This is a genomic window from Nonomuraea sp. CX421, from assembly GCF_059358955.1.
Genome location: NZ_JCADBK010000038.1, coordinates 1 through 25,174 on the forward strand (window position 1 = coordinate 1; position 25,174 = coordinate 25,174).

A 25,174-nucleotide genomic window follows, 5' to 3' on the forward strand; every position below is an offset into this window, starting at 1 on the left:
TCGTTGCCGAGCAGCCAGTCGAAGGACTCGGTCTGCAGGGCGAGAAGGTCAGGAACTTCGAGGGGCTCCTGGATGCGCGAAAAAGAGACGCGACGGGGACCGGCGGGTACGGCGGAGGCGTTGCGCGAGGCTGCCAACAGATGTCCTTCCGAGGGCTCGCGGCGGACTGACTACACGCACGCCAGACAACCTCGCAACGTGAGCAAGCGGAGCGGGTCGTCAAAGGGCAGCGCAAAGGGGCAGTGTAGCCGAACGGCACACGCCTGTCCACTTCGCTCTCGCTGCATGCTTCACGTTGGTCGCAGCATCGCCCGTTCGAGCGGATACGTCAAGCCCGCTAGCCGTACTTTTCGCCGACTATGGGCCCGGACGCTGGGTTTTCTCCCCTGTGTGACCGGGCGCCTACCGTCAGGCCCAAGACGATACCCGCGAACGGGGACGGCTAACGCTCCGTCACACCGAGGGTCGAACCCATGCCGACAACCGGTGTGGTCGTGACTCAGGTACCCCTTGCATGGCGTTCACCAAACTCGTTTTTTGGTAACAATTGGAGGACGCGGCACGCCCGAGGCCCTCATGCGGTGCCGATCAGCGTCGACAGGTCGGCCACGAGCCAGCGGGCCTCCTGCCGGACCATGACGAACCTGGCTCGGTTCTGACTGATCTGCCGCTGGGGCTCCGCCTTGCCCGGGACCTCCTTGACGGTGCCCGTGTTCACGAAGAGCAGAATCTCCGCCCGGTCGGCTTCGGCCCGCTCCACGGCCGCCGCGATGACGGCCGCCGTCTGCACCGTCTTCTGTGCCCTGGCCTTGCTCCCCAGGGTCGCGACGAGCTCTCTGTACTGGGCGGTCAGCGGGCCCGTGGTGTGCCCGGCCGCCCGGGCCAAATCCTGCTCGATCGTCCGGAAGTCGTACGAGAGCAGGTCGGGCGCCATCGAGCGGGCCGCGGCCAGCGCCTCCACCCCCGCGGCGTCGGCGTCGCGCATGGCCTTCAGGTCGAACCACATCATCCCCACCACCACGCCCAGAACCGTGACGACGGCCATCAGCGCGATCGTGACCGCCCTCACGGCACTTGCACCGCCTTCGACACCAGCCAGACGCCGCCGACCTTGGTCAGCTCCATCGACCACCGGTAGAACCGGTCCTGCGGGGGTGTCCTGGACCCCTCCCACCGGATGTCCACGTCGGCCACGACCAGCACCCTGGCGCTGCCCTCCGACAGCGAGACCAGACCGGTCGCACGCAACACGCCGTTCTGCGTCACCTTGTTGGCGACCGTGGTGCTCTTCAGGCGCTGGAGGTTGCTCTCGTACTCATCGCGGGCTCCGCCGGTCGAGGTGGCCAGAATGCGTCGTACGTCGGTGTCGATGGTCTTGTAGTTCAGTGAGAGCAGGTTGACCGCGTGGGTGCCCGCCGCGTCGAGGACGGCCCGCCGGTCGTCCGCCCTCGCCTGCTCGTCGCGCGCCTGCGCGCCGAGCCACACACCCGCCCCCACCAGCAGCACCGCGAGCACGGTCAGCACGGCGACGAGCACCCGAGCCGGCCGAGCGGGGACGTCTGTCACGTTTGCTCACCCCTTCCGGCCGGTCGCCGGGATCATAACGCGCGAGCCGCCCCCAGACCGGCATTCTGCCGAGGTGGTAAGAGAGGCGGCGGCTACCTGACGCCGTTGAGGTGAGCATTGATCAGGCGGGGATACTCCTCCAGCCAGTTGCGACCGCGGTCGTCCACGAACGAGCCCTGGGGCGGGATCACCCCGTTGGCGGCCAGCCAGGTGCCCGGCGGACGCTGGGTGCGGCGCAGCCGGTTGCCGCTCGGCATCAGCTGCGGCGGGATCGGCGGCAGCGTGCCCGGGTCATGGCCCTGCTGCGCCTCCGCCTCCAGCTCGGAGATGTCCTTCTCCTCCGACATGCCGATGGGCCCGTGCTTGCGGGCGTTCAGGAACTGCCGCACCACCGGCTCGTCGCTGGACAGCAGCATCTCGCGCGGCCCGAACATGACCAGCTCGCGTCTGAACAGCAGCCCGATGTCGTCGGGGACCGTGCGCGCGGTGTTGATGTCGTGCGTGACGATCAGGAACGTCGCCTCGGTCTCGGCGTTGAGGTCGACGATGAGCTGGTTCAGGTACGCGGTGCGCACCGGATCGAGCCCTGAATCCGGCTCGTCGAACAGGATGATCTCCGGGTCGAGCACCAGCGCCCTGGCCAGACCGGCCCGCTTGCGCATCCCGCCGGAGATCTCGCCGGGCAGCTTGCCCTCGGCCCCGACCAGGCCGACGAGCTCCATCTTCTCCATCACGATCTGACGGATCTGGGACTCGGACCTCTTGGTGTGCTCGCGCAGCGGGAAGGCGACGTTGTCGTACAGGCTCAGCGAGCCGAACAGGGCGCCGTCCTGGAACAGCACGCCGAACAGCCGGCGCAGCTCGTAGAGCTTGTTCTCGTTGCAGTTGGCCAGGTCGTGGCCGTCGATCCAGATGTGCCCGCGGTCCGGCCTGAGCAGCCCGACCAGCGTCTTCAGAAAGACCGACTTGCCCGTGCCGGACGGGCCCAGCAGCACCGAGATCTCACCCGCGGGCAGGGTGAGCGAGACGTCCTCCCAGATGACCTGCCGTCCGAACGACTTGGTCAGCCCGTCGACCACTACTTCGACGCCCACCGGTCACCTTCCCGTCGCGGGGGATACAGGTTGCCATCACGCTAGCGACGTTCGAGGAAATTGGAACCTATTCTAATAACTTGTTGCTGGGTGGTTATCAGGCGTCTCAGGGCCGGCCCGAACGGGCATTGAACGGCCCGCGGAAATCCGGGCACGCAAAAGGGGCGGCACACCCGGCACCTGGGTGTGACCGCCCCTCCTGGATGAAACGATCTCGGTGAGCGCCGGGAAACGGCGCCGCGAGAGGTGTTACTTGACGGTGACGGTCGCGCCGGCGCCCTCAAGAGCGGCCTTGGCCTTCTCCGCCTGCTCCTTGTTGACCTTGCCGTCGAAGACGTTCTTCGGAGCGCCGTCCACCAGGTCCTTGGCCTCCTTGAGACCGAGGGACGTGAGGGCGCGGATCTCCTTGATGACCTGGATCTTCTTGTCGCCGGCGGCCTCGAGGATGACGTCGAACTCGTCCTGCTCCTCGGCGGCGGCGGCCTCGCCACCGGCAGCGGCCGGGGCGGCGGCGGCGACCGCGACGGGGGCGGCGGCCTTGACGTCGAAGACCTCCTCGAACTGCTTCACGAACTCGGAGAGCTCAAGGAGGGTCATCTCCTTGAACGCGTCGAGCAGCTCGTCGGTGCTGAGCTTCGCCATGATGATTTCCTCCGTATGGGACTTGCGAAATTTAGGAACGGGACCGCGGAATCTGCGGCAATCCCCGTGTTACTCGCCCGCCTCTTCGCGCTTGGCGCGAAGGGCGTCGGCCAGCTGAGCCATGTTGGTGGGCAATGCGGCGAACATCGCGGCAGCAGCGCTCTGCTTCGCCTTGATCGCGCCAGCAAGCTTCGCGAGGAGGACCTCGCGGGACTCGAGGTCGGCGAGCTTGGTGATCTCGGCTGCGTCCAGCTTCTTGCCGTCGAGGACGCCGCCCTTGATCACCAGAAGGGGATTGGCCTTGGCGAAGTCACGCAGACCCTTGGCCGCCTCGACAACGTCGCCGTTGACGAAGGCGATCGCGGTGGGACCGGTGAGCAGGTCGTCGAGACCCGACATACCCGCCTCATTGGCCGCGATCTTGGTCAGGGTGTTCTTCGCCACGGCGAACTTCGCATTCTCACCGAGAGAGACGCGCAGCTGCTTGAGCTGGGCGACGGTGAGACCGCGGTACTCGGTCAGAACGGCGGCAGCGCTGCCTTCGAACTCGTTCTTGAGCTCGGCAACCGCTGTCGCCTTATCCGCCCTCGCCATGGGCCTCCTTCCAGATGTGCCGCCGGCGAAGTCCCGAGAATGAGAACAGCCCCGGGCGCAGGGCGCACACGGGGCTCGTACGCATGGATCACCATGCGGGAAACTCGTATTCACACCTGCGTGGGCCGTCCGCAGAAAGCGGATCCTTCGGTCGCCAGGTCATGAGGCACCTGACGACGACCGACGGTCTTTGGCATCGACCAGACTACGGCCTGGTCGCCGAGTTTCCAAATCGTTCTCAGTTGGTGGTGCCCTTCGGCAGCTCACCGACCTGGTCGGCAGGCGGAGCCTCGATCTTCACCGGCTCGTTGAAGCCCTTGAAGAACAGGGTGGCGTTGAGCGTGGCGCCCTCCTTGGCGCCGCTCAGCGCGAGCTTGCGGGGCAGGCCGTCACCGTCGACCCAGATGTCGAACTTGACGTCCTTGAGCTCCGCGAGGTTGCGGCTCGCCTGCTCCCGCTGGTCGGCGGGGAGCTGCTGGACCGCCACGTCCACGGGGAACGTGCCGCTGTAGTGGGTGGTGTCGGCGCCGTCGACGCTCTCGGTGCCGACGGACTTCACGTCCTTCGACGCCGTGACCATCTTGGTGACGCTGGCCAGGTCGAACTGCTGGATCTGGTCGAGGTACTGCTTCACCTCACCGGAGCCGCCCATCTCGGAGAGCGACACCTTGATCCACGGCTTGGTCGCGCCGACGAGCTCCTTGAGGGCCTCGACCTTGACGTAGACGACGTCGCCCTGCAGGACGGCGCGCACGCCGCCGGGCAGGCCCTTGCCGCCCATGTCGAGGGTGTCGAGGGTGAGGTCGGCGGCGAGCTGCGGCTTGCTCTGGTAGAGCATCCGGCCCTGGACCTTGCCCTTGCTCTCCTGGGGATGCGCCGTTTCGACGACGGCGTCGACGGTGTAGCTGGTGACCTCCGCGGTCTTCTGCGCGGCCTGCGCGAGCACCTCGGAGGCGGCCAGGTTGACCTGGATAGGTTGCGCGTTCGACCCGCAACCGGCTACGGCGACCGCGACCAGTGCGGCGCCGGCCGCGGCGGTGGCGAGATTAATCCTGCGCTTCAGCATGTTTTGACCCTACGTGTAGGCGCTCGGAACATGGCGACTTCCCGCAAGATCTCGGGGAAAACCCAGGGTCATCCCGGACCGCCGGGATGCCGGGGAACGCGAACGGCCCCCGCCCGGACGATCGGGCGGAGGCCGTTCAGGGGAGCGCGTTGACCCGCTCACGCCTCCAGGTCGGCGGTGAGGCCGCGGGTGGCGTTGGGGTCGACCGGGACGCCGGGGCCCATGGTCGTCGAGAAGGTGACCTTCTTGACGTAGCGGCCCTTGGCGGCCGACGGCTTGAGCCTGAGCACCTCGTCGAGGGCGGCGGCGTAGTTCTCGATGAGCTGGCGGTCACCGAACGACGTCTTGCCGATGATGAAGTGCAGGTTGGCCTGCCGGTCGGTGCGGAACTCGATCTTTCCGCCCTTGATCTCGGTCACGGCCTTGGCGACGTCAGGCGTCACGGTGCCGGTCTTGGGGTTGGGCATGAGACCGCGGGGGCCGAGGACCCGGCCAAGACGGCCGACCTTGCCCATGAGGTCGGGCGTGGCCACGACCGCGTCGAACTCGCCCAGGCGGTTGCCCTTGGCGATCTCGTCGATCAGCTCGTCGGCGCCGACGATGTCGGCGCCCGCCTCGCGGGCCGCCTCGGCACGGTCACCGGTCGCGAAGACCAGGACCCGGGCGGTCTTGCCGGTGCCGTGCGGAAGGTTGACCGTGCCGCGCACGATCTGGTCGGCCTTGCGAGGGTCGACACCCAGTCGCAGCGCCACCTCAACGGTGGCGTCGAACTTGGTGGCCGAGGTCTCCTTGGCGAGCTTCGCCGCCTCGGCGGGTGAGTAGAGCTTGTCGCGGTCGATCTTCGCCGCGGCGTCCTTGTGCGCCTTGCTGCGCTGCATGTCTGTCTCCTAGTGGTGCGCGGGCCGTGCCGGCCCTCCCACGGGTCGAAAAAGTCTCAGTCGGCGACGGTGATGCCCATCGACCGGGCGGTGCCGGCGATGATCTTCTCGGCGGCCTCGACGTCGTTGGCGTTGAGGTCGGGCATCTTGGTCTCGGCGATGCTGCGAAGCTGCTCGCGGCTGAGCTTGCCGACCTTGTCCTTGTGCGGGACCGCGCTGCCCTTGTCGATGCCCAGTGCCTTCTTGATCAGCTCGGGCGCCGGCGGCGTCTTCGTGACGAAGGTGAAGCTACGGTCTTCGAAGATGGTGATCTCAACGGGGATGATGTTGCCCCGCTGGGCCTCCGTCGCAGCGTTGTACTGCTTGACGAAGTCCATGATGTTGACGCCGTGCGGACCGAGGGCGGTGCCGACAGGCGGAGCGGGCGTGGCCTGGCCAGCGGGAAGCTGGACCTTGACCAGGGCCGCCACTTTCTTCTTTGGAGGCATGGCTGAACTCTCCGGGTCCTGGATTACATGAAACCCCCACAGGCGTGGAGTGAGGCCGGGAGCCGGACGTTGGCGACGCCGAACTCGGCTCACTCCCACGGGCGTGAGGACGACTAACTAGTGTATGTGATCGTCTTAGATCTTTGAGACCTGGTTGAACGACAGCTCCACCGGGGTCTCGCGGCCGAAGATCGAGACGAGCACCTTGAGCTTCTGCGACTCGGGGCTGATCTCGCTCACTGAGGCGGGCAGCGTGGCGAACGGGCCGTCCATGACCGTGACCGACTCGCCGATCTCGAACTCGACCGTGGGGCCGGTGGCGGTCTTGGCCGCGGCCTTCTTGCTCTCCTCGGAGGGCTCTGGGGCGAGCAGCTTGGCGACCTCGTCGATGCTGAGCGGGCTCGGCTTGTTGGACAGGCCCACGAAGCCGGTCACACCGGGCGTGTTGCGCACCGCGGCCCACGACTCGTCGGTCAGCTCCATGCGCACCAGCACATAGCCGGGCAGCACACGCTCCTTGACCGGCACCTTCTTGCCGCTCTTGAACTCCTGGACGGTGTGCGTCGGCACCTCGACCTGGTAGATGTAGTCCTCCATGTTGAGCGACACGTTGCGGCTCTCGATGTTGGACTTCACGCGGTTCTCGTAGCCGGCGTAGGAGTGGATCACGTACCACTCGCCGGGCTGGCCGCGCAGGGAACGCTTGAACTCTTCGATCGGGTCGACGTCGGGCAGGACGTCACCGTCTTCGTCGACGGCGGGAGCCTCGTCGGTGGCCTCGTCGCTCTCCGCGACCTCGGCGTCGACGGTCTCCTCAGTGGCCTCGACGGCCTCTTCCGACTCGTCGCCCCACTTGTCGCGGGGCTCCTCCGCCGGCACTGAAGACTCGGACACGGTGACTCTTCCTCTTTCGTCGAATCGAACGGCGACTCCGTCAGGTGTCTCCGGCGGCGTCAGGTCAGGCCCCGCCGAAGATGCGGAGCACGGCCCACCCGAGAGCGCTGTCGAGTCCGTACACGATGGCAACCATGATCAGAACGAATATCAGAACGACCGTGGTATAGGTGATGAGATCCTTGCGTGTCGGCCAGATGACCTTGCGGAGCTCGTTGACGACCTGCCGGTAGAAAAGGGCAGGGGTCGTGCGAGTCTTCTTCTCGCCACTAGGCTTGTCTGCGGTCTCGCCGCGCGTGTCGATCGCCACAGTCCTCACCTGAATCTGTCGGTATCCAACGCAGGTTGCGGCGCGCTTACACGCCTTCATTGCGCGGACCGCACTCGCAGGGCACGAGGGACTCGAACCCCCAACCGCCGGTTTTGGAGACCGGTGCGCTACCAATTGCGCCAGTGCCCTATGTCGCCAACCACATTACCCTGATCGGCTCACTGCCTGGACCGAACCGCACGTCGACATGCGGCGGCACGACCAGGCCAAAGTGTATCGGGGTAAAGGCCGTTCCGTCGAACCAGAACCGATCGCGCAGGTCATGCCGCTCATGAGGGCCGCGTGGGAGCATGGAGACATGTCCACTCGACCCCGTGTCTCCACACGGATCTCCGCGATTTCCGAGTCCGCCACGCTCGCCGTGGACGCCAAGGCCAAGGCGATGAAGGCGGCGGGCCGCCCGGTCATCGGTTTCGGGGCGGGCGAGCCCGACTTTCCGACACCCGGCTACATCGTCGAGGCGGCGGTGGCGGCGGCGCGCGAGCCCCGTTTCCACAAGTACACCCCGGCCGGCGGGCTGCCCGAGCTCAGGCAGGCGGTGGCCGCCAAGACGCTGCGCGACTCCGGCTACCGGGTCGAGCCGTCCCAGGTGCTGATCACCAACGGCGGCAAGCAGGCCGTCTACGAGGCGTTCGCCACGCTGCTCGACCCGGGTGACGAGGTCCTGGTCGTGGCGCCCTACTGGACGACCTACCCTGAGGCGGTCAAGCTGGCCGGGGGCGTCCAGGTCGACGTCGTCACCGACGAGACGACCGGCTACCTCGCGAGCGTCGAGCAGCTGGAGGCGGCGCGCACCGCGCGTACCAAGGTGCTGTTGTTCGTCTCGCCGTCCAACCCGACCGGCGCCGTCTACTCGCCCGAGCAGACCGCGGCGATCGGCCGCTGGGCGGCAGAGCACGGCCTCTGGGTCGTCACCGACGAGATCTACGAGCATCTCGTGTACGGCGACACCGAGTTCACCAGCATCGCCACGGTCGTTCCCGAGTTGGGCGACCGGGTCGTCATCCTCAACGGAGTGGCCAAGACCTACGCGATGACGGGCTGGCGTGTCGGCTGGCTGATCGGCCCGCCCGACGTCGTCAAGGCGGCGACCAACCTGCAGTCGCACGCCACCTCCAACGTCGCGAACGTGTCCCAGATGGCCGCGCTGGCCGCCGTCTCGGGTGACCTGTCGGCCGTGGAGCGGATGCGCGAGGCGTTCGACCGGCGCCGCCAGACGATGGTGCGCATGCTCAACGAGATCTCGGGCGTGTTCTGCCCCGAGCCGAAGGGCGCGTTCTACGCCTACCCGTCGGTCAAGGAGCTCATCGGCAAGGAGCTGCGCGGCAGGCGTCCGCGATCGTCGGCGGAGCTGGCCGAGCTGATCCTGGAGGAGGCCGAGGTCGCGGTCGTCCCGGGCGAGGCGTTCGGCACTCCCGGCTACTTCCGCCTGTCCTACGCGCTGGGCGACGACGACCTGGTCGAGGGCGTCAGCCGGCTGGCCAAGCTGCTCGCCGAGGCGCGCTGACCGCTCAGGAGTCCTCCTTGGGGGCGACCCCCGCGGCGACGCGGTCCAGCTCGCGGGCGAGCCCTGGTGTGACCGAGACGTAGACGGCGGTGCCGGGCCGTTCGAGCCACATGTAGTTGCGCACGTCGCCGCGCGTGTGCCAGCGCAGCGCGGGCTTGCCCAGGTGGGCGGTGAGGGCGGAGCGGGTGACCAGCGAGGCGAACCTCTCGGCCGAGCGCACCCCGCACACGACGCCGACGCGCAGCTCCTCGCCGCCGCCACGCCAGGACGCTCCCCGCACCTTGAGTCGTTCGGTGAGCGAACTGATCTGCGCGAACCCCCGGCCCCGGGTCAGCCCTTCGGGCAGGTAAGTGATCGTCAAGGGCCCGGACCCGCAGGTCAGGGCGGGCCCCTCCTCGGCGGCGGGTGCCGGGACGGGGCTGGAGCGGGCGAGGCTGGGCTCGGCCGCCGGCGCGCCGCATCCGGACAGTGCCAGCACGAGAACGACCGGTGCCAGGCGCCGCATCAGCCCCCCTTGGCTATACGAGTGGGTGACCAGGGAAAAGCCTTAGTCTCCTACAGGAGCCCGCACCGAGGCGGCAAGAGGGAGAAGCTCCCTGCCGAGTGATTCGCTCACCCGGATCCACGCTCCGGTGCCGACCCGCTCCAGCCAGACGATCATCCGGCCACCGCTCGGGGGCCGGCCGACCATGGCAGGGCGGCCGCGGATCGTGGTGCCCCTGGCGTCCGCCAGGGAGACCCGCTCGCGGTAGGACTCCCAGTCCGCTGCCACCGTACCGCGCTCGACCTGCGCCTCGACGTACCTGCCGGCGGAGCCGAACCTGGCCCAGGCGCCTTCGACGCCTGGGCCGGGCGGGATCGCTCCCCCGCCCGTACGCCGCAGACCGGCGGGCAGATAGGTGAGCCAGAAGTCACCGGCGACCACCGCGAGCGTGGCCTTCGGGGCGGCGACGCCGCCGGGCCGCCCCACCGCGGCCCTGCCGGGACCGCCGGTCGCCGCCGGAACCGGCTCGACGGCCGGTACGGGCGTGGGCGACGCCGCGACCGTCGGCGTGGGCCGCCCGAACCCCGAGGAGAACAGCCCGTAGATGATCAGGGCGGTGACGCCGAAGGCGCCGGACGCGAGGGCGGCCCGCCGCCACTCATCACTCCTCGGCCCCTCAGGCGTCATGGACGACCGATCCCCCGGCTTGACATCAACTGCCCCAGGAGTTTACTCGCGCAGTTCGATCCCTTCGGCGACCTTCCTCAGTTCGGCGGGTCCGTCGACCGTTCCGGCGTACATCGGGCTCATGTACACCTCGACGGCCAGCCCCGCGCGCGGCACCCAGCCGATCGTGAGCGTCGTGTCGTCGGCGGCCTCCGGCACGGGCTTGCCGCCCTCGGTGACGTTCGTCAGGTAACCCTTCTCGCCGCCGATGTCCACGCGGCCGGGGAAGGTGCTGAGCCGCTGCCGGACGGAGCGGGCCGCCTGGCCCTCGAACACCACGACCTGGATGCCGTAACCGTCCTTCTCGTCACCGCCCGGGGCGAACGAGGTGGTGTAGCTCTTCTTCCCGAACCCGTCCTTGCCCGACCACCTGCTCCAGGCCAGGCCCTCGGGCAGGTAGCCGAGGTGGATGCCGCCGAACGTCCGTCCGTCGCCCAGGTCGCCCAGGTCCTGTGGCATCGAGCTGGGCGGCTCGACGGTCAGCATGACCACCTCTCCCTTGCCCACTTCGGTCTCCGGGGCCGGGTCCTGCCGGCTCACGTTCCCCTTGGCTGTCTCCGTCTCGGGGTCGTTCACCACCAGCCCGGCGTCCCTCAGGGTCCTGACCGCGTCGGCGACGTCCATGCCCACGACTGACGGCACCTTCACCGGCGCGACCACCGCCCGGTTCTCGCCCGTGGTGAGCGGCGCGGTGGCGGGCCGCGCCGCCGGCTGGCCGGTGGTCAGCACCAGCGGGACCGCCACGGCGACGGCGGCGGTGGCGAGCGCGGCGCCGGCCGTACGGAATCTGACCACGTGCGCGCGGTGGCCGCGGCGCACGGCCCCGCCCAGCGTGGGAGAGGCCTGCACGTCGGCGACGTGGTCGGCCATGGCCTGCGCGAGCGCCTCCTCTGCCTTCATCGCAATGCTCCTTCTGTGATGTCCATGCGTTCGCGGATCCGGGCCAGGCCACGCGCGGCCTGGGACTTCACGGTGCCGACCGAGCACCCCAGCTGGGCGGCGGTCGACGCCTCCGACTGGTCCTCCCAGTAGCGCAGGACGAGCACGGCTCGCATCTTCGGTGGCAGCCTGCGCAGCTCCTCGATGAGCGCGTCACGCAGGTCGAGGTCGGGAGAGTTCGCGGGGGTGTCGGGTGGCCGGGCGAACGTGATCTCCCGGATCACCCGGTTCCGGCGCGCCCTGCTGATGGCCGCGTTCACCACGATCCTGCGGGCGTACGCCTCGGGGTTGTCGCGCCGGATCCGGGACCAGTGCCGGTAGGTCTTCTCCAGCGCGTGCTGGACGAGATCCTCGGCGTCATGCCTGGTCGCACCGCAGACCAGGATCGCCGTGCGCAGGAGCGAGGTGCTCCGCGCGGCGAGGAACTCGTCGAATGCCGCTTCGTCTTCGTCCGTCATAGGCAAGGGTCCCCTTTCGCCCTCCCCAACGCACGAATCCTCCCCCGGGTTGAGTGGCAGGATATGGAAATGCCACGTCCGCTAGACAAGCTGCCCAAGGCACATCTGCACCTGCACTTCACCGGGTCCATGCGGCACTCGACGTTGATCGAGCTGGCCAGGGAGCAGGGGCTGCACCTGCCCGACGCGCTCGAACAGGACTGGCCGCCCCGGTTGCGGGCCACCGACGAGCGGGGCTGGTTCAGGTTCCAGCGGCTGTACGACATCGCCCGGTCGGTGCTGGCCAAGCCCGAGCACGTCTACCGGCTGCTCCTGGAGACGGCCGAGGACGAGGCGACCGCCGGGTCGAGGTGGCTGGAGATCCAGGTCGATCCCTCGGGCTACGCGCAACGCTTCGGCGGGCTGACGGCCACGCTGGAGCTGGTGCTGGACGCGGCGGCCAGGGCGGCCGAGCGGGCGGGCATCGGGGTGGCCGTGGTCGTCGCGGCCAACCGGACCAGGCATCCGCTCGACGCCAACACGCTGGCCCGGCTGGCCGCCCAGTACGCCGGCAAGGGCGTCGTCGGGTTCGGGCTGTCCAACGACGAGCGGCGGGGGCAGGCGCGCGACTTCGACCGGGCGTTCAGGATCGCCAAGCGGGCGGGGCTGCTGGCCGTGCCGCACGGGGGCGAGTTGCTCGGGCCGCGCAGCATCGCGCAGTGCGTCGACGACCTGGAGGCCGACCGCGTGGGCCACGGGATCCGGGCGGCCGAGGACCAGCGGCTGATGGAGCGGCTGGCCGACCGGCAGATCTGCTGCGAGGTCTGCCCCACCTCCAACGTCGGGCTCGGGGTGGCCGAGCGGGCCGCCGACGTGCCGGTGCGGCGGCTGTTCGACTCGGGGGTGCCGATCGCGCTGGGCTCCGACGACCCGCTGCTGTTCGGTTCGCGGCTGTTGCGGCAGTACGAGCTGGCACGCGACGTGTACGCCTTCCGCGACGGCGAGATCGCCGAGCTGGCGCGGCAGTCGATCAGGTCGTCGTCCGCGCCGGAGGCGCTGCGCAAGGAGCTGATGAAGGAGATCGACGACTGGCTGATGACTCCCCCACCGGAGTCGTCAGCCGAGTCGTCACCCGAGTGAGGCGGCTCGTCAGCGGAGTGAGGCGGCGATCTCAGCGGCTCGTTCCTTGGTCCCGGCGCCTTCCAGGCGGTAACCGACGGCGCCCGACTGCCAGATGAGGGTGGGGGCCGCCTGACGCAGCGGGACCGAGGTGCCGTCCTCGCGCTCGATGTAGCCGAGCGGGTGGCTGCCGCCGATCCACCAGGCCGTGGTGGTGCCGAGCGGCACGTCCTGCGGGTGGGGCGGGCCCAGCCGCTTGAAGAAGAAGGGCTCCATGGTGCCGTCGAACTGGTCGAGCCGGATGCCGTCCGGCCAGAACATCGACGCCACCCGCCCGTCGTCGCCGACCGTGGCCGCGGTGGGCGGGCCCAGGGCGGCCGGGGTCCTGACGGTGAAGGCGACCAGGGAGCCCAGCCTGCCCGGCTCGACCTCGCGCTCCCCCGGCAGCGTGGTGGGGGTGATCACCGGTGCCGGGGTCTCGCCCAGGCGCAGCTCGATGCCGGCGTACCTGAGGATCGCGGCGACCGCCGCCCGCCCCTGGGGGGTGGCGGCCGTGACGGCGACGACGGCGAGCACCACGGCCACGACGACCGTCCACCTCCTGCGCCGGACGCCGGGCCGAGCCGGCCGCCGCTTCCGGGCAGGTTCACGAGCGGGTTTGGGCGCGGGTGTCTCGGGAGCGGGCGTCTCGGGAGCGGGCGTCTCGGGAGCGGGCGTCTCGGGAGCGGGCGTCTCGGGAGCGGGCGTCTCGGGAGCGGTCCCGGAGGCGCTCTCCGGGGTGGCGCCGGTGGCGAGGCGGGCGCGGACCGCGGCGGCCACGTCGGCGGGCGGCGGCGCGGGGACGTCGAGTGAGGCGCCCAGGTCGAGAAGCCGGGCTTCGAGGTCGTCGAACGACTCATGCGAGCTCACCGCCCACCCCCTCTCTGAGCCGGGCCAGACCGCGATGGGTGCTGGACTTGACGGTGCCCAGGGGCCAGTCGAGCACCTGGGCGGTCTCCGCTTCGGACAGCTGTAAGAAGTACCGGCAGACCACGGCCTGGCGTTCCCGTTCGGGCAGCCGGCGCACCGCGTCCAGGAGGCGGGCGCGGCGGTCGGTGGCCACCGCGGTGCCCGCCGGGTCGTCCGGGGCCGCGACCTCGGCCGTGGCGCCGAGGCGCGCGGTCAGCTCGGACCTGCGCCCGCGCGAACGGTTGAGGTTGTGGGTCTCGTTGGCCACGATGCGCAGCAGCCACGGCCGGAACGGCGCGTCGCGGCGGAACGACGACAGGTGCCTGAACGCCTTGACGAACGCCTCCTGCACCACGTCCTCCGCCTCGTCCCCCGCTCCCAGCAGGGCGGCCGTACGGTGGGCGAGCGCGCTGTAGCGGGTGACCAGCGCCTCGTAGGCGCTCAGGTCACCGGCGAGTGAGCGGCCGATCGCCTCGTCGTCGTCCATGGCGAGTCAGATTCCATCCCAGAACAGGCCACCATGGGAAGGGCGTCGAGTCGATCAGGTGAGCCCGAAGCCGCGCCGGGCACTAGACTCTGGCAGATTCACGAGCCCTCGAAGGAACGGGACTATGTCTTCTGGGTATGACCGCGTAGTGCAACCGGCGGCCGGTGACGAGGCCCTGGAGAACCACCTCGGCGGGGACGAGGCGAAGAACTACCGGCAGTACGAGTTCGACATGGTCGCCCCGCATGTCGGCCGTTCGATGCTGGAGATCGGCTCGGGGCTGGGCCACTTCGCCGAGCAGTTCCTGCCGCGGCTCGACCGGCTCGTGGTGTCCGACTTCGACCCCTACTGCGTCGAGCAGCTCCGGCAGCGGTTCGCCGGGCGCGACGACATCGACGTGCTGCAGTTCGGCCTGCCGACCGACATCCCCCTTGAGGACAAGGTCGACACGGTCGTGATGATGAACGTCCTGGAGCACATCGAGGACGACGCCGAGGCGCTGCGCTCGCTGGCCCGCGTCACCCAGCCGGGCGGGCGCATCATCATCTGGGTGCCCGGCTACATGCAGCTCTACGGAGACTTCGACCGCAAGGTCGGCCACGTCCAGCGCTACACCCCCAAGACCCTCTCCGCGACGGTCGCCAGGGCGGGCCTCGACGTCGACGTGCTCAAGCCGATCAACTTCCTGGGCGGCATCGCCTGGTGGGCCGCGGTGCGGCGCGGCGGGGTCGGCTATCCCGACCCGCGCCTGGTCAAGATCTACGACCGCACGGTGGTGCCCGCGACCCGGCTGATCGAGCGGTTCATCCGGCCGCCGTTCGGCCAGACGGTCTTCTGCGTGGCCCGGGTGCCCTCCTGAGCACCCGGGGCCTGCCGGTCACTTGATGGAGCCGGCGGTCAGGCCGCCGACGACCTTCCGCTCGATCAGGGCGAAGAGGATGATCACCGGGATGGTGGCGATCACCGAGCCGGCGAACAGGTTCTGCCAGTCGACCTGGTACTGCCCGATGAACGAGTTGAGCGCCACGGTCAGCGGCTGGTTGGCGGGAGTGGTGGTCAGGGTCAGGGCCACCACGAACTCGTTCCAGGCGGCGATGAACGTGAAGATCAGCGCGGTGATCACGCCGGGCATGGCGAGCGGCAGCGTGATCCGGAACAACGCCCCGAACCTCCCGTTGCCGTCGATGAACGCGGCCTCCTCCAGCTCACGCGGGATCGACGAGAAGTACGCGTTGAGGATCCACACCGCGAACGCCAGGTTGAACCCGCCGTTGACCAGGATCAGCGACCAGATCGAGTCCACCAGCCCGAACTGGAAGAACTCCCGGTAGATGCCGACGAGCATGGCCGTCGGCTGGAACATCTGGGTGATCAGCACCAGGATCAGGAAGGCCGTACGCCCCCTGAAGTTGTGCCGGGCCGAGTAGTACGCCGCCGGCAGCGCGACGAGCAGCACCAGGATCGTCGACCCGGCCGCCACCTGGAGCGTGACGACGAGGTTGCCGGCCAGGCCGCTGCTCCAGAAGTTGGCGAGGTTGGACCACTCCCACTCCGACGGGAGGAGCGTGGCGTCGCGCAGTGAGTCCTGTGGCCGCAGCGAGGTGAGCAGCATCACCAGGTACGGGAACAGGAAGATGAACGCGACGACGTACGCCAGGCCCGCGACGAGCACGGTCCTGACCCTGGGCAGCCGCCGGGCGGGCGGGGGCCGGAGCCGGGCGTGGTGGTGCGCGGCCGGGCGGGAGGCGGTCTTGACGGCCATCACGCCACCTCCTTGTTCCAGCGGGACACCTTGAGGAAGATGACGGTCAGGATGATCACCATGCCGAAGTTCACGACCGACATGGCGGCGGACTCGCCGATGTCGGAGCTCTTGAGGATGAACATGAAGATCGTCGAGGTGGCCGTCGAGTAGCCGGGCTGGCCGTGCGTCATCGCCCAGATGATCGGGAAGCTGTTGAAGACGTTCATCACGTTGATCAGCGCGGCCACGGTGAGCGCCGGGCGCAGCAGCGGCAGCGTGATCGACCAGTACGTGCGGATCCGGGAGGCGCCGTCCATCTTGGCCGCCTCGTAGACGTCGGCCGGGATCGTGGCCAGCCCGGCCAGCAGCGCGTACGTGGTGAACGGCACCGACACGAACACCGCGACGAACACCAGCCACGGCATCGCGGTGGAGGCGTCGCCCAGCTGGTCGGCCGAGGCCCCGCCGAGCGCGTCGATGAGCCCGAGCTTGAGCCGGATCTGGTTGATCACCCCGACTTCGGGGTCGAGCATCCACTTGAAGATGATCGCCGTCATCAGCACCGAGGCGGCCCACGGCGCGATCAGCGCCCAGCGGGCGAACTTGCGGCCGGGGAAGCTTTGGTTGAACAGCTGGGCGAGGGCCAGCGAGATCAGCACGGTGAGGACGACGACGGCCACCACCCAGATCACGCTGCGGAGCATGATGTCCGCGAAGTCCTTCTCGCCGAACAGCTTCTCGTAGTTGGCCAGGCCGTTGGAGCCCTGCACCACGCCGAACCGGCTGATCTTCAGGAACGACGACCTGATCATCTCGACGACCGGCCAGAGCACCACCACCGCGATCAGCACGATGGCGGGCCCCACCCAGACGAGGGGCTCCAGGGGGCGCAACCTTCTCATGCGGAACCTTCCATGAACGGTACGGCCGGCGGCCCCGGGAAACTGGGCGCCGGCCGTACGGATCCCCGTTGGATCAGCTGCTCTCGGCGGTCTTCTGGAGCTCGCCGAGGACCTTGGCCGGATCGTCCTTGACGGCCCCGCCGATGGTCTGCTTGATCTGCGGGTTCACCACGGCCCACTTCGGGTCCTGGAACGGGTAGAAGCTGGCGTTGGGCAGCGCGTCGAGGAACGGCTTGAGCTTCTCGTCGCCCGACAGCTTCTCGATGCCGCCGTTGGTGACGGGCAGCAGCTTGTAGGTGTCGCTGATCTTCTGCGCGGCGGAGCCGGTGTAGAAGAAGTCGAGGAACTTCTTGATCTCGGCGGGGTGGCCGTTCTTGTTGAACGCCATGATCCAGTCCATGACGCCGAGGGTGGTGTCGAGCGGTCCGGCCTTGCCGGGGATCGCCGTGACGCCGTAGTCCTTCAGGCCGGCCGCGTCGAAGATCGGGATCGACATGGGGCCGCCGTTGACCATGCCGACCTTGCCGGCGCCGAAGTCCTCCCAGACCGTCTTGCGGTCCTTGGTGCCGGGGTTGGGGGTGGTCAGGCCGGCGTCGACCAGGCCCTTGACGTAGGTGAAGGTCTCGACGTTCTGGGGGGAGTTGATCGCCCACTTGCCGGAGGCGTCCTTGTAGCCGCCGCCGTTGCCCAGCATCCACAGGAACGACTCGCCCTGGGCCTCCTCCTGGCCGAGCGGAAGGCCGAACGGCTGGCTCACGCCGGCCGCCTTCAGCTTCTCGGCGGCGGCCTTGAGCTCGTCCCAGGTCTTCGGCGGCTCGGCGATGCCGGCCTTGGAGAACAGCTCCTTGTTGTAGAACATGGCGCGGGCCGAGGAGACGAACGGGATGCCGTAGGCGGTGCCGTCGACCTTGCCGAAGTCGGCGAACTTCTGCAGCAGGTCACCGGAGACGTTCGGCGAGAGCACCTCGTCGACCTTGTGCAGCAGGCCGTCCTGGACGAAGCCGGAGTAGTCGCCGGTCTGCAGGATGTCGGGCACCTGGCCGTTCTGGACCATGGTGGCGACCTGCTTGTCGATGTCGTTCCAGTTGATGACCTGGACGTCCACCTTGATGCCGGGGTTGGCCGCCTGGAACTCGTCCACGACGCCCTTCCAGAACGTCTCACCCGAGTTGGGCTTGCCGGGGCCGTCGCCGTAGTCGGCGGCGACCATCTTCAGCGTGACCTGGCCGCCGTCCGCGGCCTGGTCGCCGGTCGCCGTGCCGGAGTCGCCGGAGCCGCAGCTGGACAGGACCAGCATGGTCGCCAGGCCGAGAGCGGCGCCGCCCACAAGCTTGATGTTCACCGTTAAGTACCGCCTTCTCGTCGGACGGGTCCCCGCTGGTCCGTACCAGCTGCCGACGCCGCCCCGTGGAACTGGGGGCGTGTGGAGCCGTGGCCCCACACGTGTGCGCCAGAGTAAGCCTCTATTCGGCAGCCGGTCTATACCGGCTGGTTGCGGTTCCACAACATCGAGGCGGTTCCGGCCGCACATCCGGTCTAGACCACATGTCAGATGATCGTACGACGGAGGTTCTCCCCGCTCTCCGGCACGCCGATCCACGGGCCCTCGATGGACGGGTCGAGAATGCCCTCCTCCACGAAGGTGTATCGGCCCTCCAGCACGTACCGGGCGAGCCGCGCGTCCTCGCTGTCGCTGTTGTCCCAGAGCCGGTCGAACAGCGTGGCGACCCGTCGTCTGGCCTGCCCGCAGAACGTGTCGGCCAGCTCGTACGGCCGGCGGCCGAGGTCGCCCGAGTCCTCGTCGGCCCTGACGCACACGGCCGTCATCGCGAACAGCTCCGCCCCGATGTCGACGATCCGGCCGAGGAACGCCTGCCGGTGCTCCAGCCGCCCCTGCCAGCGGGACATGCCGTAGAAGATGGACCGGGCCAGTTTCCTGCTGGTCCGCTCCACGAAGCGCAGGTGAGCCGCCAGCGGCCCGAACGAGGCGTAGGCCGTGGGCAGGTTGCCGCCGCCCGCCAGCAGGGTCGGCAGCCAGCGGGCGTAGAAGCCGCCGGCCCGCCTGAGCGCCTGGGCGCGTTCCTGGCGGGACGCCTCCGGGTTGATCAGCTCCCCTGCGGCCGACAGGTGCGCGTCGACCGCCTCGCGGGTGATCAGCAGCCGCATGATCTCGGAGGAGCCCTCGAAGATGCGGTTGATCCGGGAGTCGCGCAGCATCTGCTCCACCGGCACGCCCCGCTCACCGCGCGCGGCCAGCGACTCGGCGGTCTCGTAGCCGCGCCCGCCCCTGATCTGCACCAGCTCGTCGAGCGCCTGGTAGGACAGCTCGGTGGCGTACAGCTTGGCCAGCGCGGCCTCGATCCGGATGTCGTTGCGCTGGTCGTCGGCCATCCGGCCGGTCAGGTCGCTGACCGCCTCCAGCGCGTAGGCCGTGGCCGCGATGAAGGCGATCTTCGTGGCCACCGCCTCGTGCTCGCCGACCCTGCGTCCCCACTGCACGCGCGCGTTGCCCCACTCGCGGGCGATCTTCACCGCCCACTTGGCGTTGCCCGCGCAGGTAGCGGGCAGGGACAGGCGGCCGGTGTTCAGCGTGGTGAGGGCGATCTTCAGCCCCTCGCCCTCACGGCCGATGAGGTTGCGCGCCGGCACCCTGACCTGGGCGAACTCGGTCACGCCGTTCTCGATGCCGCGCAGGCCCATGAACTGGTTGCGCCGCTTGACCGTGATGCCGGGAGAGTCGGCCTCGACGACGAAGGCGCTGATCTTCTTGCCCGTTCGCGCCATCACCACCAGCAGGTCGGCGACGACGCCGTTCGTGGTCCACAGCTTGACGCCGTCGATCACGTACTCGTCGCCGTCCCTGACCGCGGTGGTCGCCAGCCTGGCGGGGTCGGAGCCGACGTCGGGCTCGGTCAGCAGGAACGCCGAGATCTCCCCGCGCGCGCACCGGGGCAGGAACTCACGCTTCTGCTCCTCGGAGCCGAACAGCTTCAGCGGCTGCGGCACCCCGATCGACTGGTGCGCCGAGAGCAGCGTCGCCAGCGCCGGGCAGTAGGAACCGACGAGCATCAGCGCCCGGCAGTAGTAGAGATACGGCAGGCCCAGCCCGCCGTACTCCTCGCTGATCGTGATCCCGAACGCGCCGAGCCCGGCCAGCCCCTTCACCACGTCGTCGGGCACCTGCGCGGTCCGCTCGATCGCGGCCGGATCGACGTGCGCGTCGAGGAACCTGCGCACCGCCCTGACGAACTCCTCACCCCGCTTGGTCGCCTCGTCACCCAGCGTGGGCGCGGGATGGACCAGATCCAGCCGGAAATCCCCCAGGAACAGCTGTTTCGCGAAGCTCGGCCGCGTCCACTCCTGTTCGCGGGCCTGCTCGCCGAGCTCTCTTGCCTTGGCGTACTCGCTCATGGCATCCTCCCGCCGACGCTACGCGTCCCGAGCTTTCCTGTGTAGACAGGATTAATCGGTTGCGCTCTGTCGAAGCGTGTCCGTAGTGTCTGGGACATGCGCCTTTACCAGTAGAACGCCGGGGCTGACCTGGATCAGCCCGGTTACTCAGCCGAACCGCCCGGCGGTGTTCACACCCCGCCGAAGTCCGTCCCGACGCGGCAGCTGAGCTTGTCGACCGGCCCCGGCCGCGTCACGAGTCACGTAAAGGAGCACTCCATGCGAGTACGCGCAGGCAACAAGAAGAATGGCAAGAAGAACATCCCCGGAGTTCCCGGACGGAACCTGCCCCCGGCACCACGGCAGCTGCCCCAGCGGCCGATCGCCCCGCCGAGGCGCATCCCGCCCAAGGGACGCTAGACCACTGCCAGGATGGTGGTGAGTGCGGCGCGCGGCCCCCATACGCCCGGGCCCCCGCACACCCCGACGCCCCGGTTCCTCATCCCCGAGGAACCGGGGCGTCCTCGTACCCTGAAAACCAGCCGACATGGAGGCTACCTACGCCGCGCCTCGACACCAGGGCGCTCGGCACCGAGGCCACTGAGGCGACTGAGGCGACTGAGGCGACTGAGGCCGTTCAGGCGGCCCAAGAACACGCCGGTCGGATCACCGACGAGGTGGCGCCCCGGCCCTCCTGATTCGGAGGGCCGGGGCACCGTCACGCCAGGGACGGTCCGGGCGAACCCGGCGCGAGGGGAGCCCGCCGGAGCCCCCGGCGAGGGCGCCCGCTCCGCCCTGACGAGCCTTCGCCCGAGGTCAGAGACGCTCGATGATGGTGACGTTGGCCTGGCCGCCGCCCTCGCACATCGTCTGCAGGCCGTACCTGCCGCCGGTGCGCTCCAGCTCGTGCAGCAGCTTGGTCATCAGGATGGCTCCGGTGCCGCCGAGCGGGTGACCGAGGGCGATGGCGCCACCGTTGGGGTTGACCTTGGCCGGGTCGGCGCCGAGCTCCTTGATCCAGGACAGCGGCACCGGCGCGAACGCCTCGTTGATCTCCGTCACGTCGATCTCGTCGATGGACATGCCGGCCTTCTTGAGCGCCTTCTGGGTCGCCGGGATCGGCGCCGTGAGCATGTACACCGGGTCGTCGCCGACCAGGGCCAGCTGGTGGATGCGGGCCCGCGGCGTCAGGCCGTGGTCGCGTACGGCCTGCTCGGAGGCGATCAGCACCGCGCCCGAGCCGTCGGAGATCTGCGAGGAGGTGGCCGCAGTGATCTGGCCGCCCTCCTTCAGGGTCTTGAGCGAGGCCAGCTTCTCCAGCGTCGAGTCGGGCCGCGGCCCCTCGTCGTCGGAGACCCCGTTGATCGGGGCGATCTGGTCCTTGAAGTAGCCGTTGGCGATGGCCTTCGCCGCCCGCTGGTGGGACTCGTAGGCGAACCTCTCGAGCTCGTCGCGCTTGAAGCCCCACTTCTCGCACATCAGCTCCGCGCCGCGGAACTGCGAGATCTCCTGCTTGCCGTAGCGCTCGACCCATCCCTCGCCGAACGGGAAGGGCATGCCCTTCTCCAGCGCGGCGGTGATCGAGGCGCCCATGGGCACGATGCTCATCGACTCGACCCCGGCCGCCACGACCAGGTCCTGGGTGCCGGACATGACGCCCTGCGCGGCGAAGTGGATCGACTGCTGCGAGGAGCCGCACTGCCGGTCGATCGTGACGCCGGCGGTGGTCTCCGGCAGGCCCGCGGACAGCCACGCGTTGCGTGCGATGTCCATGCTCTGGGGCCCGAACTGCATGACGCAGCCCATGATGACGTCTTCGACCGCCGCCGGGTCGACGCCGGTGCGCTCCATCAGCGCCTTGAGTGTGTGAGCGGCAAGATCAGTGGGATGGACGGTGGAAAGGCCGCCCTTCTTCTTGCCGACGGGGGTCCGGACGGCCCCGACGATGTACGCCTCTGCCACAGTGCCTCCTGAAACCGAGCATTATTCGGTTATTAAGGGAGAGACTACAACAGAACGATGCTCTGTGCCCTCTCACGTCGGCGGTAGAACATCCTCCGCCGCGTCCACCCGGAACCGCCACCGGTCCACGACCAGGCCGTTCAGGCCGTCGGCCAGCCGCAACGCGAGCGCGCCGAGCCGGGCCGGATCGTCACCGCGCAGCTCGATCGCGGTCAGCTCGGTCGCGAACGGCAGCAACTCCCGCGCGGCCGGCGGCCGGCCCTTCTCCGGCACGACCAGGACCCGGACGCCGTCGACCGTGTAGACGAACTCCTCCTCCTGCTCGACCTCACCGTCGAGCAGCGGCAGCAGCTCCTCGTCGGTCGGGCGCACCGGCAGGATCACCGCGGGCCCGCCCCGGTCGGCCTCGCCCGGCTCGGCCGGATCGGTCACCTCGCCCCTGCAGACCGACAGCCCGCCGAGCCGGAACGCGATGCCCTCGGCCAGGTAGCGGTCGAAGAAGTCGAACGGCATCGGGCCCTCGGCCGTCACCCGGCACGCCCAGACCTTCTCCAGCTCGCCGCCCACCAGCTCGGGCTCAGCCTCGACCGGGGCATGGACCCGGACGTCCACCGCCAGCACGTCGTCGCCGTCGGTTCGGGCGTCGGGATCGGCCAGCCGTACGATCCGCAGGAGCTCCGACTGGCTCGGCTTGGCGGGCAACGCCGCCGTGGGGCCAGTCCGCAGTCTCCGCTTCGCCATCCAGCCCATGCGCGCCTCCGCGATCAGCTTCGATAGGAGCTCGTCATCGTCGCATACACGATGACGTTGTCGGTGTAGTGACCGGTGTTGCGGTTGTACGTGCCGCCGCAGGTGATCAGGTGGAGCTGGGCGTTGGCCTGGGTGCCGTAAACGCGCTGGGTGGGGAACGTCTGCTTGCTGGCCTGCTCCACGCCGCCGACCGTGAACACCGCCGTCGTGCCGTCCTGGCGCTTGACCTCGATGGTGTCGCCGTGGCGCAGCTCGTGCACCCGGCTGAACACTGCGCTGCGGGTGCGGGTGTCCTTGTGGCCCAGGATCACCGCCGGGCCCACCTCGCCTGGGGTGGACATGTTGCGGTACCAGCCCGCGAGGTTGGGATTGTCGGCCGGCGGCACCTGGATCGTGCCGTTCTTGGCCAGGCCGACCGACTTCACGGGGGCGTTGACGCCGAGCTTCGAGATCACGATGCGCATCGGGGTCGAGGGCTGCATCGGCGGCGCCGCCTGGATCTGCGGCAGCGGCGGCGGCACCGTGGGCGCCGCCTGGAACAGGGCCTGCGCCGGCTGCCCTCCGCCGGGCTGCGCGTCGACCGTCAGCTGGTCGCGCTGACTGGCCAGGCCGTACTCCTCGGGCGAGCTCACCACGATCAGCATCCCGGCGATGACCGTCACCACTCCGGCGACCGCCGCCAGGATCAGCACGGACCTGAGTGCGGTGCCGGACTTGGGGTCGGGCCCGCTGTCATACGGATACTGGGGCGCCATCACCGGTCAGCCCTTGCCGATCGTACGGCGACGCATCATCAGGCCCCCCGCCCCGGCGGCCACGATCAGCAGCGACCCGGTCAGGACGAACAACCTGCCGTCAGGCCCCGTCTCTCCGCCCGCCCCGGTGTCGGCCCCGGCCTTCGGCGTCTTCGACGACCGCGTCGGCGTCTCGTCGGCCGGCGTCTCGGTCACCGTGACCGTCGTCGTCTTGGTGGGCTTCGGGCTGTTGCTCGTCGAAGGACTCGGCGACGGGCTCGGCGAGGGCGACGGGCTGGGCGAGCCGTTGCCCACGGTCAGGGTGTAGGTCTTGAGCCCGGTCGTGGGCGCCGTGCACTTGAGCGCCGGCGCGGTCGCGGAGGTGCCGAATGCCAGGTCGCCCGGCGTGATGGTGACGCTGCCCGTGGTCGTCGGCCTCAGCTTGACCGTGACGGCCGGGAGGGTCGTGATGTCCTGGCCCGCCGTGGTGGCGGGCATCGCCACCTCCCCCGTGGCCGTCGCGGGCGCTCCGGCGCCGCTCGCCTTCAGGGTGGCGAAGAGCTTGCTGCCCGTGGGAAGGCCCGCGGCGGGCGCCTTCAGCGGGTCGCCCGTGGTCTGGATCGTGCTGGTCCAGGTAATGGACGCGTCCTCGTTGGCCTTCGCGCTGGTCGGCACCGTCAGCACGACCTTGATGTCGACGGTCGCCGGGTCGGTGTCGGTGACGCCGAGAGAGCAGGTGTAGGCGAGGATGTCGGTCCCCGTGCCGCCCCCACCGCCGCCCTGCTTGACCTCGATGGCCAGGCTGGCGGGGGTGGCGCCGCCGGTCTTGAACGTGCAGCTGGTCGTCTCGGGCGTCGTGCCTCCGGCGGTCGGCGTGTAGGCCAGGGTCAGGCTCGGAGTCGTGGGCACCGGGGTCAACGTGAGGGTCCCCGCCGTGGCCGGGGCGGTCAGAGTGCCCGTCATCTCCGGCGGGGTGTAGGTGCCGGACGCGGCGACGGTGACCGTGGGCGACTGCGTCGCGCTCAAGGTCGCCGCAGAGCCTCCGGCCACCGCCAGGCTGCCGTCGATCTTCAACGTGCCCGCCAGGGCCTTGGAGGCGGTCAGCTGAGGAAGCTTCCACTTCACCGCCGCGGTCCCGCTCAGCGCGGCGGACTCAGGGGCGGTGATCGTCACCTTGAGCTCCGCCGGGGTGAACGTGGTCCCCGTGCACGTGTAGGTGACTTCCATCGTCTTGTCGACCAGCGCGGAGGCGGGAGACGAGAGGGCGACGACCGCGCCCACGAAGAGGACCAGTGTGGCCATCAGTCCCAGGGCGGATGTCTTGGGGGCGAGGCGGCGACACCGCGCCTTGGACGTCAGCACTGTCCTTCTCCGTTTCAGCGGGCAGGTTCCAACAGGCGTACCAGACTCGCAGCCATTGGTCACGGTTAGGTTGAGATCTTACGAGGTCTCTCTGTGAATCTCCTGCAAACGGCAAAAACTACATTAACTT

General features: G+C 69.2%; 28 protein-coding genes and 1 tRNA gene. 4 read left to right on the forward strand and 25 right to left on the reverse strand.

Translation table 11 applies throughout. From position 1 onward, the window contains the following. Positions 1–574: 574 nt before the first annotated feature. From AC5L3X_RS37340 to AC5L3X_RS37390, 11 genes are all read right to left on the reverse strand, one after another. Positions 575–1,069 carry an Rv1363c family protein gene (locus AC5L3X_RS37340; RefSeq protein WP_494863405.1) on the reverse strand — a complete coding sequence of 165 codons (495 nt, stop codon included), beginning with the start codon at positions 1,067–1,069 and terminating at the stop codon, positions 575–577. After that, positions 1,066–1,566, reverse strand: a complete 501-nt coding sequence (locus AC5L3X_RS37345; protein ID WP_189124278.1) for an Rv1363c family protein — start codon at positions 1,564–1,566, stop codon at positions 1,066–1,068. The genes AC5L3X_RS37340 and AC5L3X_RS37345 overlap by 4 nt, the downstream gene beginning before the upstream one ends. A 92-nt stretch (positions 1,567–1,658) precedes the next feature. Beyond that, the gene (locus AC5L3X_RS37350; RefSeq protein WP_494863407.1) at positions 1,659–2,660 is read right to left on the reverse strand and encodes an ABC transporter ATP-binding protein; all 1,002 of its coding nucleotides are present in this window, start codon (positions 2,658–2,660) and stop codon (positions 1,659–1,661) included. A 249-nt stretch (positions 2,661–2,909) separates the two neighbouring features. Continuing rightward, positions 2,910–3,302 (reverse strand): 50S ribosomal protein L7/L12, encoded by a 393-nt coding sequence (gene rplL, locus AC5L3X_RS37355; RefSeq protein ID WP_189124280.1) that lies wholly within the window; start codon positions 3,300–3,302, stop codon positions 2,910–2,912. Between the two features lie 69 nt (positions 3,303–3,371). Beyond that, positions 3,372–3,896, reverse strand: coding sequence for a 50S ribosomal protein L10 (gene rplJ / locus AC5L3X_RS37360; RefSeq protein ID WP_189124281.1), 525 nt, complete (start codon positions 3,894–3,896; stop codon positions 3,372–3,374). Positions 3,897–4,134: 238 nt separating this feature from the next. Further along, positions 4,135–4,962 (reverse strand): SCO4651 family lipoprotein, encoded by an 828-nt coding sequence (locus tag AC5L3X_RS37365; RefSeq protein WP_494863409.1) that lies wholly within the window; start codon positions 4,960–4,962, stop codon positions 4,135–4,137. A 158-nt stretch (positions 4,963–5,120) separates the two neighbouring features. Then, entirely contained in the window at positions 5,121–5,840 is a 720-nt protein-coding gene (gene rplA, locus AC5L3X_RS37370; protein WP_189124282.1) for a 50S ribosomal protein L1, read from the reverse strand. 56 nt (positions 5,841–5,896) lie between these two features. After that, a complete protein-coding gene (gene rplK, locus AC5L3X_RS37375; protein ID WP_189124283.1) occupies positions 5,897–6,328 on the reverse strand; it encodes a 50S ribosomal protein L11 in 432 nt (143 codons plus the stop codon). Between the two features lie 135 nt (positions 6,329–6,463). Next, complete coding sequence (gene nusG / locus AC5L3X_RS37380; RefSeq protein WP_189124284.1) at positions 6,464–7,222, reverse strand: transcription termination/antitermination protein NusG; 759 nt, start codon at positions 7,220–7,222, stop codon at positions 6,464–6,466. A 64-nt stretch (positions 7,223–7,286) separates the two neighbouring features. Beyond that, the gene (gene secE / locus AC5L3X_RS37385) at positions 7,287–7,532 is read right to left on the reverse strand and encodes a preprotein translocase subunit SecE (protein ID WP_189124285.1); all 246 of its coding nucleotides are present in this window, start codon (positions 7,530–7,532) and stop codon (positions 7,287–7,289) included. A gap of 77 nt (positions 7,533–7,609) precedes the next feature. Next, positions 7,610–7,682, reverse strand: a tRNA-Trp gene (locus AC5L3X_RS37390). A 169-nt stretch (positions 7,683–7,851) separates the two neighbouring features. Between AC5L3X_RS37390 and AC5L3X_RS37395 the strand changes: the two genes are divergently transcribed. Then, positions 7,852–9,060, forward strand: coding sequence for a pyridoxal phosphate-dependent aminotransferase (locus AC5L3X_RS37395; protein WP_494863411.1), 1,209 nt, complete (start codon positions 7,852–7,854; stop codon positions 9,058–9,060). A gap of 4 nt (positions 9,061–9,064) precedes the next feature. On the opposite strand, the gene AC5L3X_RS37400 is transcribed toward AC5L3X_RS37395, so the two are convergent. The 4 genes from AC5L3X_RS37400 to AC5L3X_RS37415 are packed head-to-tail and all read right to left on the reverse strand — an operon-like array spanning position 9,065 to position 11,667. Then, positions 9,065–9,565: a hypothetical protein gene (locus AC5L3X_RS37400; protein WP_494863413.1), complete on the reverse strand. Its 501-nt coding sequence runs from the start codon at positions 9,563–9,565 to the stop codon at positions 9,065–9,067. A gap of 42 nt (positions 9,566–9,607) precedes the next feature. Further along, positions 9,608–10,231, reverse strand: a complete 624-nt coding sequence (locus tag AC5L3X_RS37405) for a hypothetical protein (RefSeq protein ID WP_494863414.1) — start codon at positions 10,229–10,231, stop codon at positions 9,608–9,610. A 42-nt stretch (positions 10,232–10,273) separates the two neighbouring features. Continuing rightward, the gene (locus tag AC5L3X_RS37410; protein WP_494863415.1) at positions 10,274–11,170 is read right to left on the reverse strand and encodes a PASTA domain-containing protein; all 897 of its coding nucleotides are present in this window, start codon (positions 11,168–11,170) and stop codon (positions 10,274–10,276) included. Continuing rightward, positions 11,167–11,667 carry a SigE family RNA polymerase sigma factor gene (locus AC5L3X_RS37415; protein ID WP_494863416.1) on the reverse strand — a complete coding sequence of 167 codons (501 nt, stop codon included), beginning with the start codon at positions 11,665–11,667 and terminating at the stop codon, positions 11,167–11,169. The genes AC5L3X_RS37410 and AC5L3X_RS37415 overlap by 4 nt, the downstream gene beginning before the upstream one ends. A 69-nt stretch (positions 11,668–11,736) precedes the next feature. Here AC5L3X_RS37415 and AC5L3X_RS37420 point away from each other — a divergent pair, with 69 nt between their 5' ends. Then, positions 11,737–12,786: an adenosine deaminase gene (locus AC5L3X_RS37420; RefSeq protein WP_494863418.1), complete on the forward strand. Its 1,050-nt coding sequence runs from the start codon at positions 11,737–11,739 to the stop codon at positions 12,784–12,786. 9 nt (positions 12,787–12,795) lie between these two features. Here the strand turns inward: AC5L3X_RS37420 and AC5L3X_RS37425 are convergent, their stop codons facing one another. Both AC5L3X_RS37425 and AC5L3X_RS37430 read right to left on the reverse strand, forming a co-directional pair. Then, positions 12,796–13,674, reverse strand: coding sequence for a hypothetical protein (locus AC5L3X_RS37425; protein WP_494863419.1), 879 nt, complete (start codon positions 13,672–13,674; stop codon positions 12,796–12,798). After that, on the reverse strand, positions 13,661–14,200 hold the full coding sequence (locus tag AC5L3X_RS37430; RefSeq protein WP_189124293.1) for an RNA polymerase sigma factor: 540 nt from the start codon (positions 14,198–14,200) through the stop codon (positions 13,661–13,663). Before AC5L3X_RS37430 ends, AC5L3X_RS37425 begins: the two co-directional genes overlap by 14 nt. A gap of 124 nt (positions 14,201–14,324) precedes the next feature. Here AC5L3X_RS37430 and AC5L3X_RS37435 point away from each other — a divergent pair, with 124 nt between their 5' ends. Next, positions 14,325–15,059: a class I SAM-dependent methyltransferase gene (locus tag AC5L3X_RS37435; RefSeq protein WP_189124294.1), complete on the forward strand. Its 735-nt coding sequence runs from the start codon at positions 14,325–14,327 to the stop codon at positions 15,057–15,059. A gap of 18 nt (positions 15,060–15,077) precedes the next feature. Here the strand turns inward: AC5L3X_RS37435 and AC5L3X_RS37440 are convergent, their stop codons facing one another. The 4 genes from AC5L3X_RS37440 to AC5L3X_RS37455 form a co-directional block, all read right to left on the reverse strand. Further along, positions 15,078–15,962: a carbohydrate ABC transporter permease gene (locus AC5L3X_RS37440; RefSeq protein WP_494863480.1), complete on the reverse strand. Its 885-nt coding sequence runs from the start codon at positions 15,960–15,962 to the stop codon at positions 15,078–15,080. Further along, positions 15,962–16,846, reverse strand: a complete 885-nt coding sequence (locus AC5L3X_RS37445; protein ID WP_494863422.1) for a carbohydrate ABC transporter permease — start codon at positions 16,844–16,846, stop codon at positions 15,962–15,964. The genes AC5L3X_RS37440 and AC5L3X_RS37445 overlap by 1 nt, the downstream gene beginning before the upstream one ends. A 73-nt stretch (positions 16,847–16,919) precedes the next feature. Beyond that, a complete protein-coding gene (locus tag AC5L3X_RS37450; protein WP_494863424.1) occupies positions 16,920–18,188 on the reverse strand; it encodes an extracellular solute-binding protein in 1,269 nt (422 codons plus the stop codon). 206 nt (positions 18,189–18,394) lie between these two features. Beyond that, positions 18,395–20,257 (reverse strand): acyl-CoA dehydrogenase family protein, encoded by a 1,863-nt coding sequence (locus tag AC5L3X_RS37455; RefSeq protein WP_494863426.1) that lies wholly within the window; start codon positions 20,255–20,257, stop codon positions 18,395–18,397. Positions 20,258–20,515: 258 nt separating this feature from the next. Between AC5L3X_RS37455 and AC5L3X_RS37460 the strand changes: the two genes are divergently transcribed. Next, positions 20,516–20,656, forward strand: a complete 141-nt coding sequence (locus AC5L3X_RS37460; protein ID WP_494863428.1) for a hypothetical protein — start codon at positions 20,516–20,518, stop codon at positions 20,654–20,656. Positions 20,657–21,052: 396 nt separating this feature from the next. Here the strand turns inward: AC5L3X_RS37460 and AC5L3X_RS37465 are convergent, their stop codons facing one another. From AC5L3X_RS37465 to AC5L3X_RS37480, 4 genes are all read right to left on the reverse strand, one after another. After that, positions 21,053–22,198: an acetyl-CoA C-acetyltransferase gene (locus AC5L3X_RS37465; protein WP_189124301.1), complete on the reverse strand. Its 1,146-nt coding sequence runs from the start codon at positions 22,196–22,198 to the stop codon at positions 21,053–21,055. A 72-nt stretch (positions 22,199–22,270) separates the two neighbouring features. After that, positions 22,271–22,939: a hypothetical protein gene (locus tag AC5L3X_RS37470; protein ID WP_494863430.1), complete on the reverse strand. Its 669-nt coding sequence runs from the start codon at positions 22,937–22,939 to the stop codon at positions 22,271–22,273. A 23-nt stretch (positions 22,940–22,962) separates the two neighbouring features. Further along, positions 22,963–23,703 (reverse strand): class F sortase, encoded by a 741-nt coding sequence (locus AC5L3X_RS37475; protein ID WP_494863482.1) that lies wholly within the window; start codon positions 23,701–23,703, stop codon positions 22,963–22,965. Between the two features lie 6 nt (positions 23,704–23,709). Beyond that, on the reverse strand, positions 23,710–24,984 hold the full coding sequence (locus AC5L3X_RS37480) for a hypothetical protein (RefSeq protein WP_494863432.1): 1,275 nt from the start codon (positions 24,982–24,984) through the stop codon (positions 23,710–23,712). Positions 24,985–25,174: the final 190 nt, after the last annotated feature.

Excerpts from the sequence above, each read along its gene's own strand:
- AC5L3X_RS37480 (WP_494863432.1), bottom strand. The coding sequence starts at position 24,984 with ATGGCCACACTGGTCCTCTTCGTGGGCGCGGTCGTCGCCCTCTCGTCT.
- AC5L3X_RS37435 (WP_189124294.1), top strand. The coding sequence starts at position 14,325 with ATGTCTTCTGGGTATGACCGCGTAGTGCAACCGGCGGCCGGTGACGAG.
- AC5L3X_RS37405 (WP_494863414.1), bottom strand. The coding sequence starts at position 10,231 with ATGACGCCTGAGGGGCCGAGGAGTGATGAGTGGCGGCGGGCCGCCCTC.
- AC5L3X_RS37455 (WP_494863426.1), bottom strand. The coding sequence starts at position 20,257 with ATGAGCGAGTACGCCAAGGCAAGAGAGCTCGGCGAGCAGGCCCGCGAA.
- AC5L3X_RS37440 (WP_494863480.1), bottom strand. The coding sequence starts at position 15,962 with ATGGCCGTCAAGACCGCCTCCCGCCCGGCCGCGCACCACCACGCCCGG.
- AC5L3X_RS37475 (WP_494863482.1), bottom strand. The coding sequence starts at position 23,703 with ATGGCGCCCCAGTATCCGTATGACAGCGGGCCCGACCCCAAGTCCGGC.
- AC5L3X_RS37415 (WP_494863416.1), bottom strand. The coding sequence starts at position 11,667 with ATGACGGACGAAGACGAAGCGGCATTCGACGAGTTCCTCGCCGCGCGG.
- AC5L3X_RS37430 (WP_189124293.1), bottom strand. The coding sequence starts at position 14,200 with ATGGACGACGACGAGGCGATCGGCCGCTCACTCGCCGGTGACCTGAGC.
- rplA (WP_189124282.1), bottom strand. The coding sequence starts at position 5,840 with ATGCAGCGCAGCAAGGCGCACAAGGACGCCGCGGCGAAGATCGACCGC.
- AC5L3X_RS37445 (WP_494863422.1), bottom strand. The coding sequence starts at position 16,846 with ATGAGAAGGTTGCGCCCCCTGGAGCCCCTCGTCTGGGTGGGGCCCGCC.
- rplJ (WP_189124281.1), bottom strand. The coding sequence starts at position 3,896 with ATGGCGAGGGCGGATAAGGCGACAGCGGTTGCCGAGCTCAAGAACGAG.
- AC5L3X_RS37420 (WP_494863418.1), top strand. The coding sequence starts at position 11,737 with ATGCCACGTCCGCTAGACAAGCTGCCCAAGGCACATCTGCACCTGCAC.
- rplK (WP_189124283.1), bottom strand. The coding sequence starts at position 6,328 with ATGCCTCCAAAGAAGAAAGTGGCGGCCCTGGTCAAGGTCCAGCTTCCC.
- AC5L3X_RS37470 (WP_494863430.1), bottom strand. The coding sequence starts at position 22,939 with ATGGCGAAGCGGAGACTGCGGACTGGCCCCACGGCGGCGTTGCCCGCC.
- AC5L3X_RS37365 (WP_494863409.1), bottom strand. The coding sequence starts at position 4,962 with ATGCTGAAGCGCAGGATTAATCTCGCCACCGCCGCGGCCGGCGCCGCA.
- rplL (WP_189124280.1), bottom strand. The coding sequence starts at position 3,302 with ATGGCGAAGCTCAGCACCGACGAGCTGCTCGACGCGTTCAAGGAGATG.
- AC5L3X_RS37400 (WP_494863413.1), bottom strand. The coding sequence starts at position 9,565 with ATGCGGCGCCTGGCACCGGTCGTTCTCGTGCTGGCACTGTCCGGATGC.
- AC5L3X_RS37460 (WP_494863428.1), top strand. The coding sequence starts at position 20,516 with ATGCGAGTACGCGCAGGCAACAAGAAGAATGGCAAGAAGAACATCCCC.
- AC5L3X_RS37410 (WP_494863415.1), bottom strand. The coding sequence starts at position 11,170 with ATGAAGGCAGAGGAGGCGCTCGCGCAGGCCATGGCCGACCACGTCGCC.
- AC5L3X_RS37395 (WP_494863411.1), top strand. The coding sequence starts at position 7,852 with ATGTCCACTCGACCCCGTGTCTCCACACGGATCTCCGCGATTTCCGAG.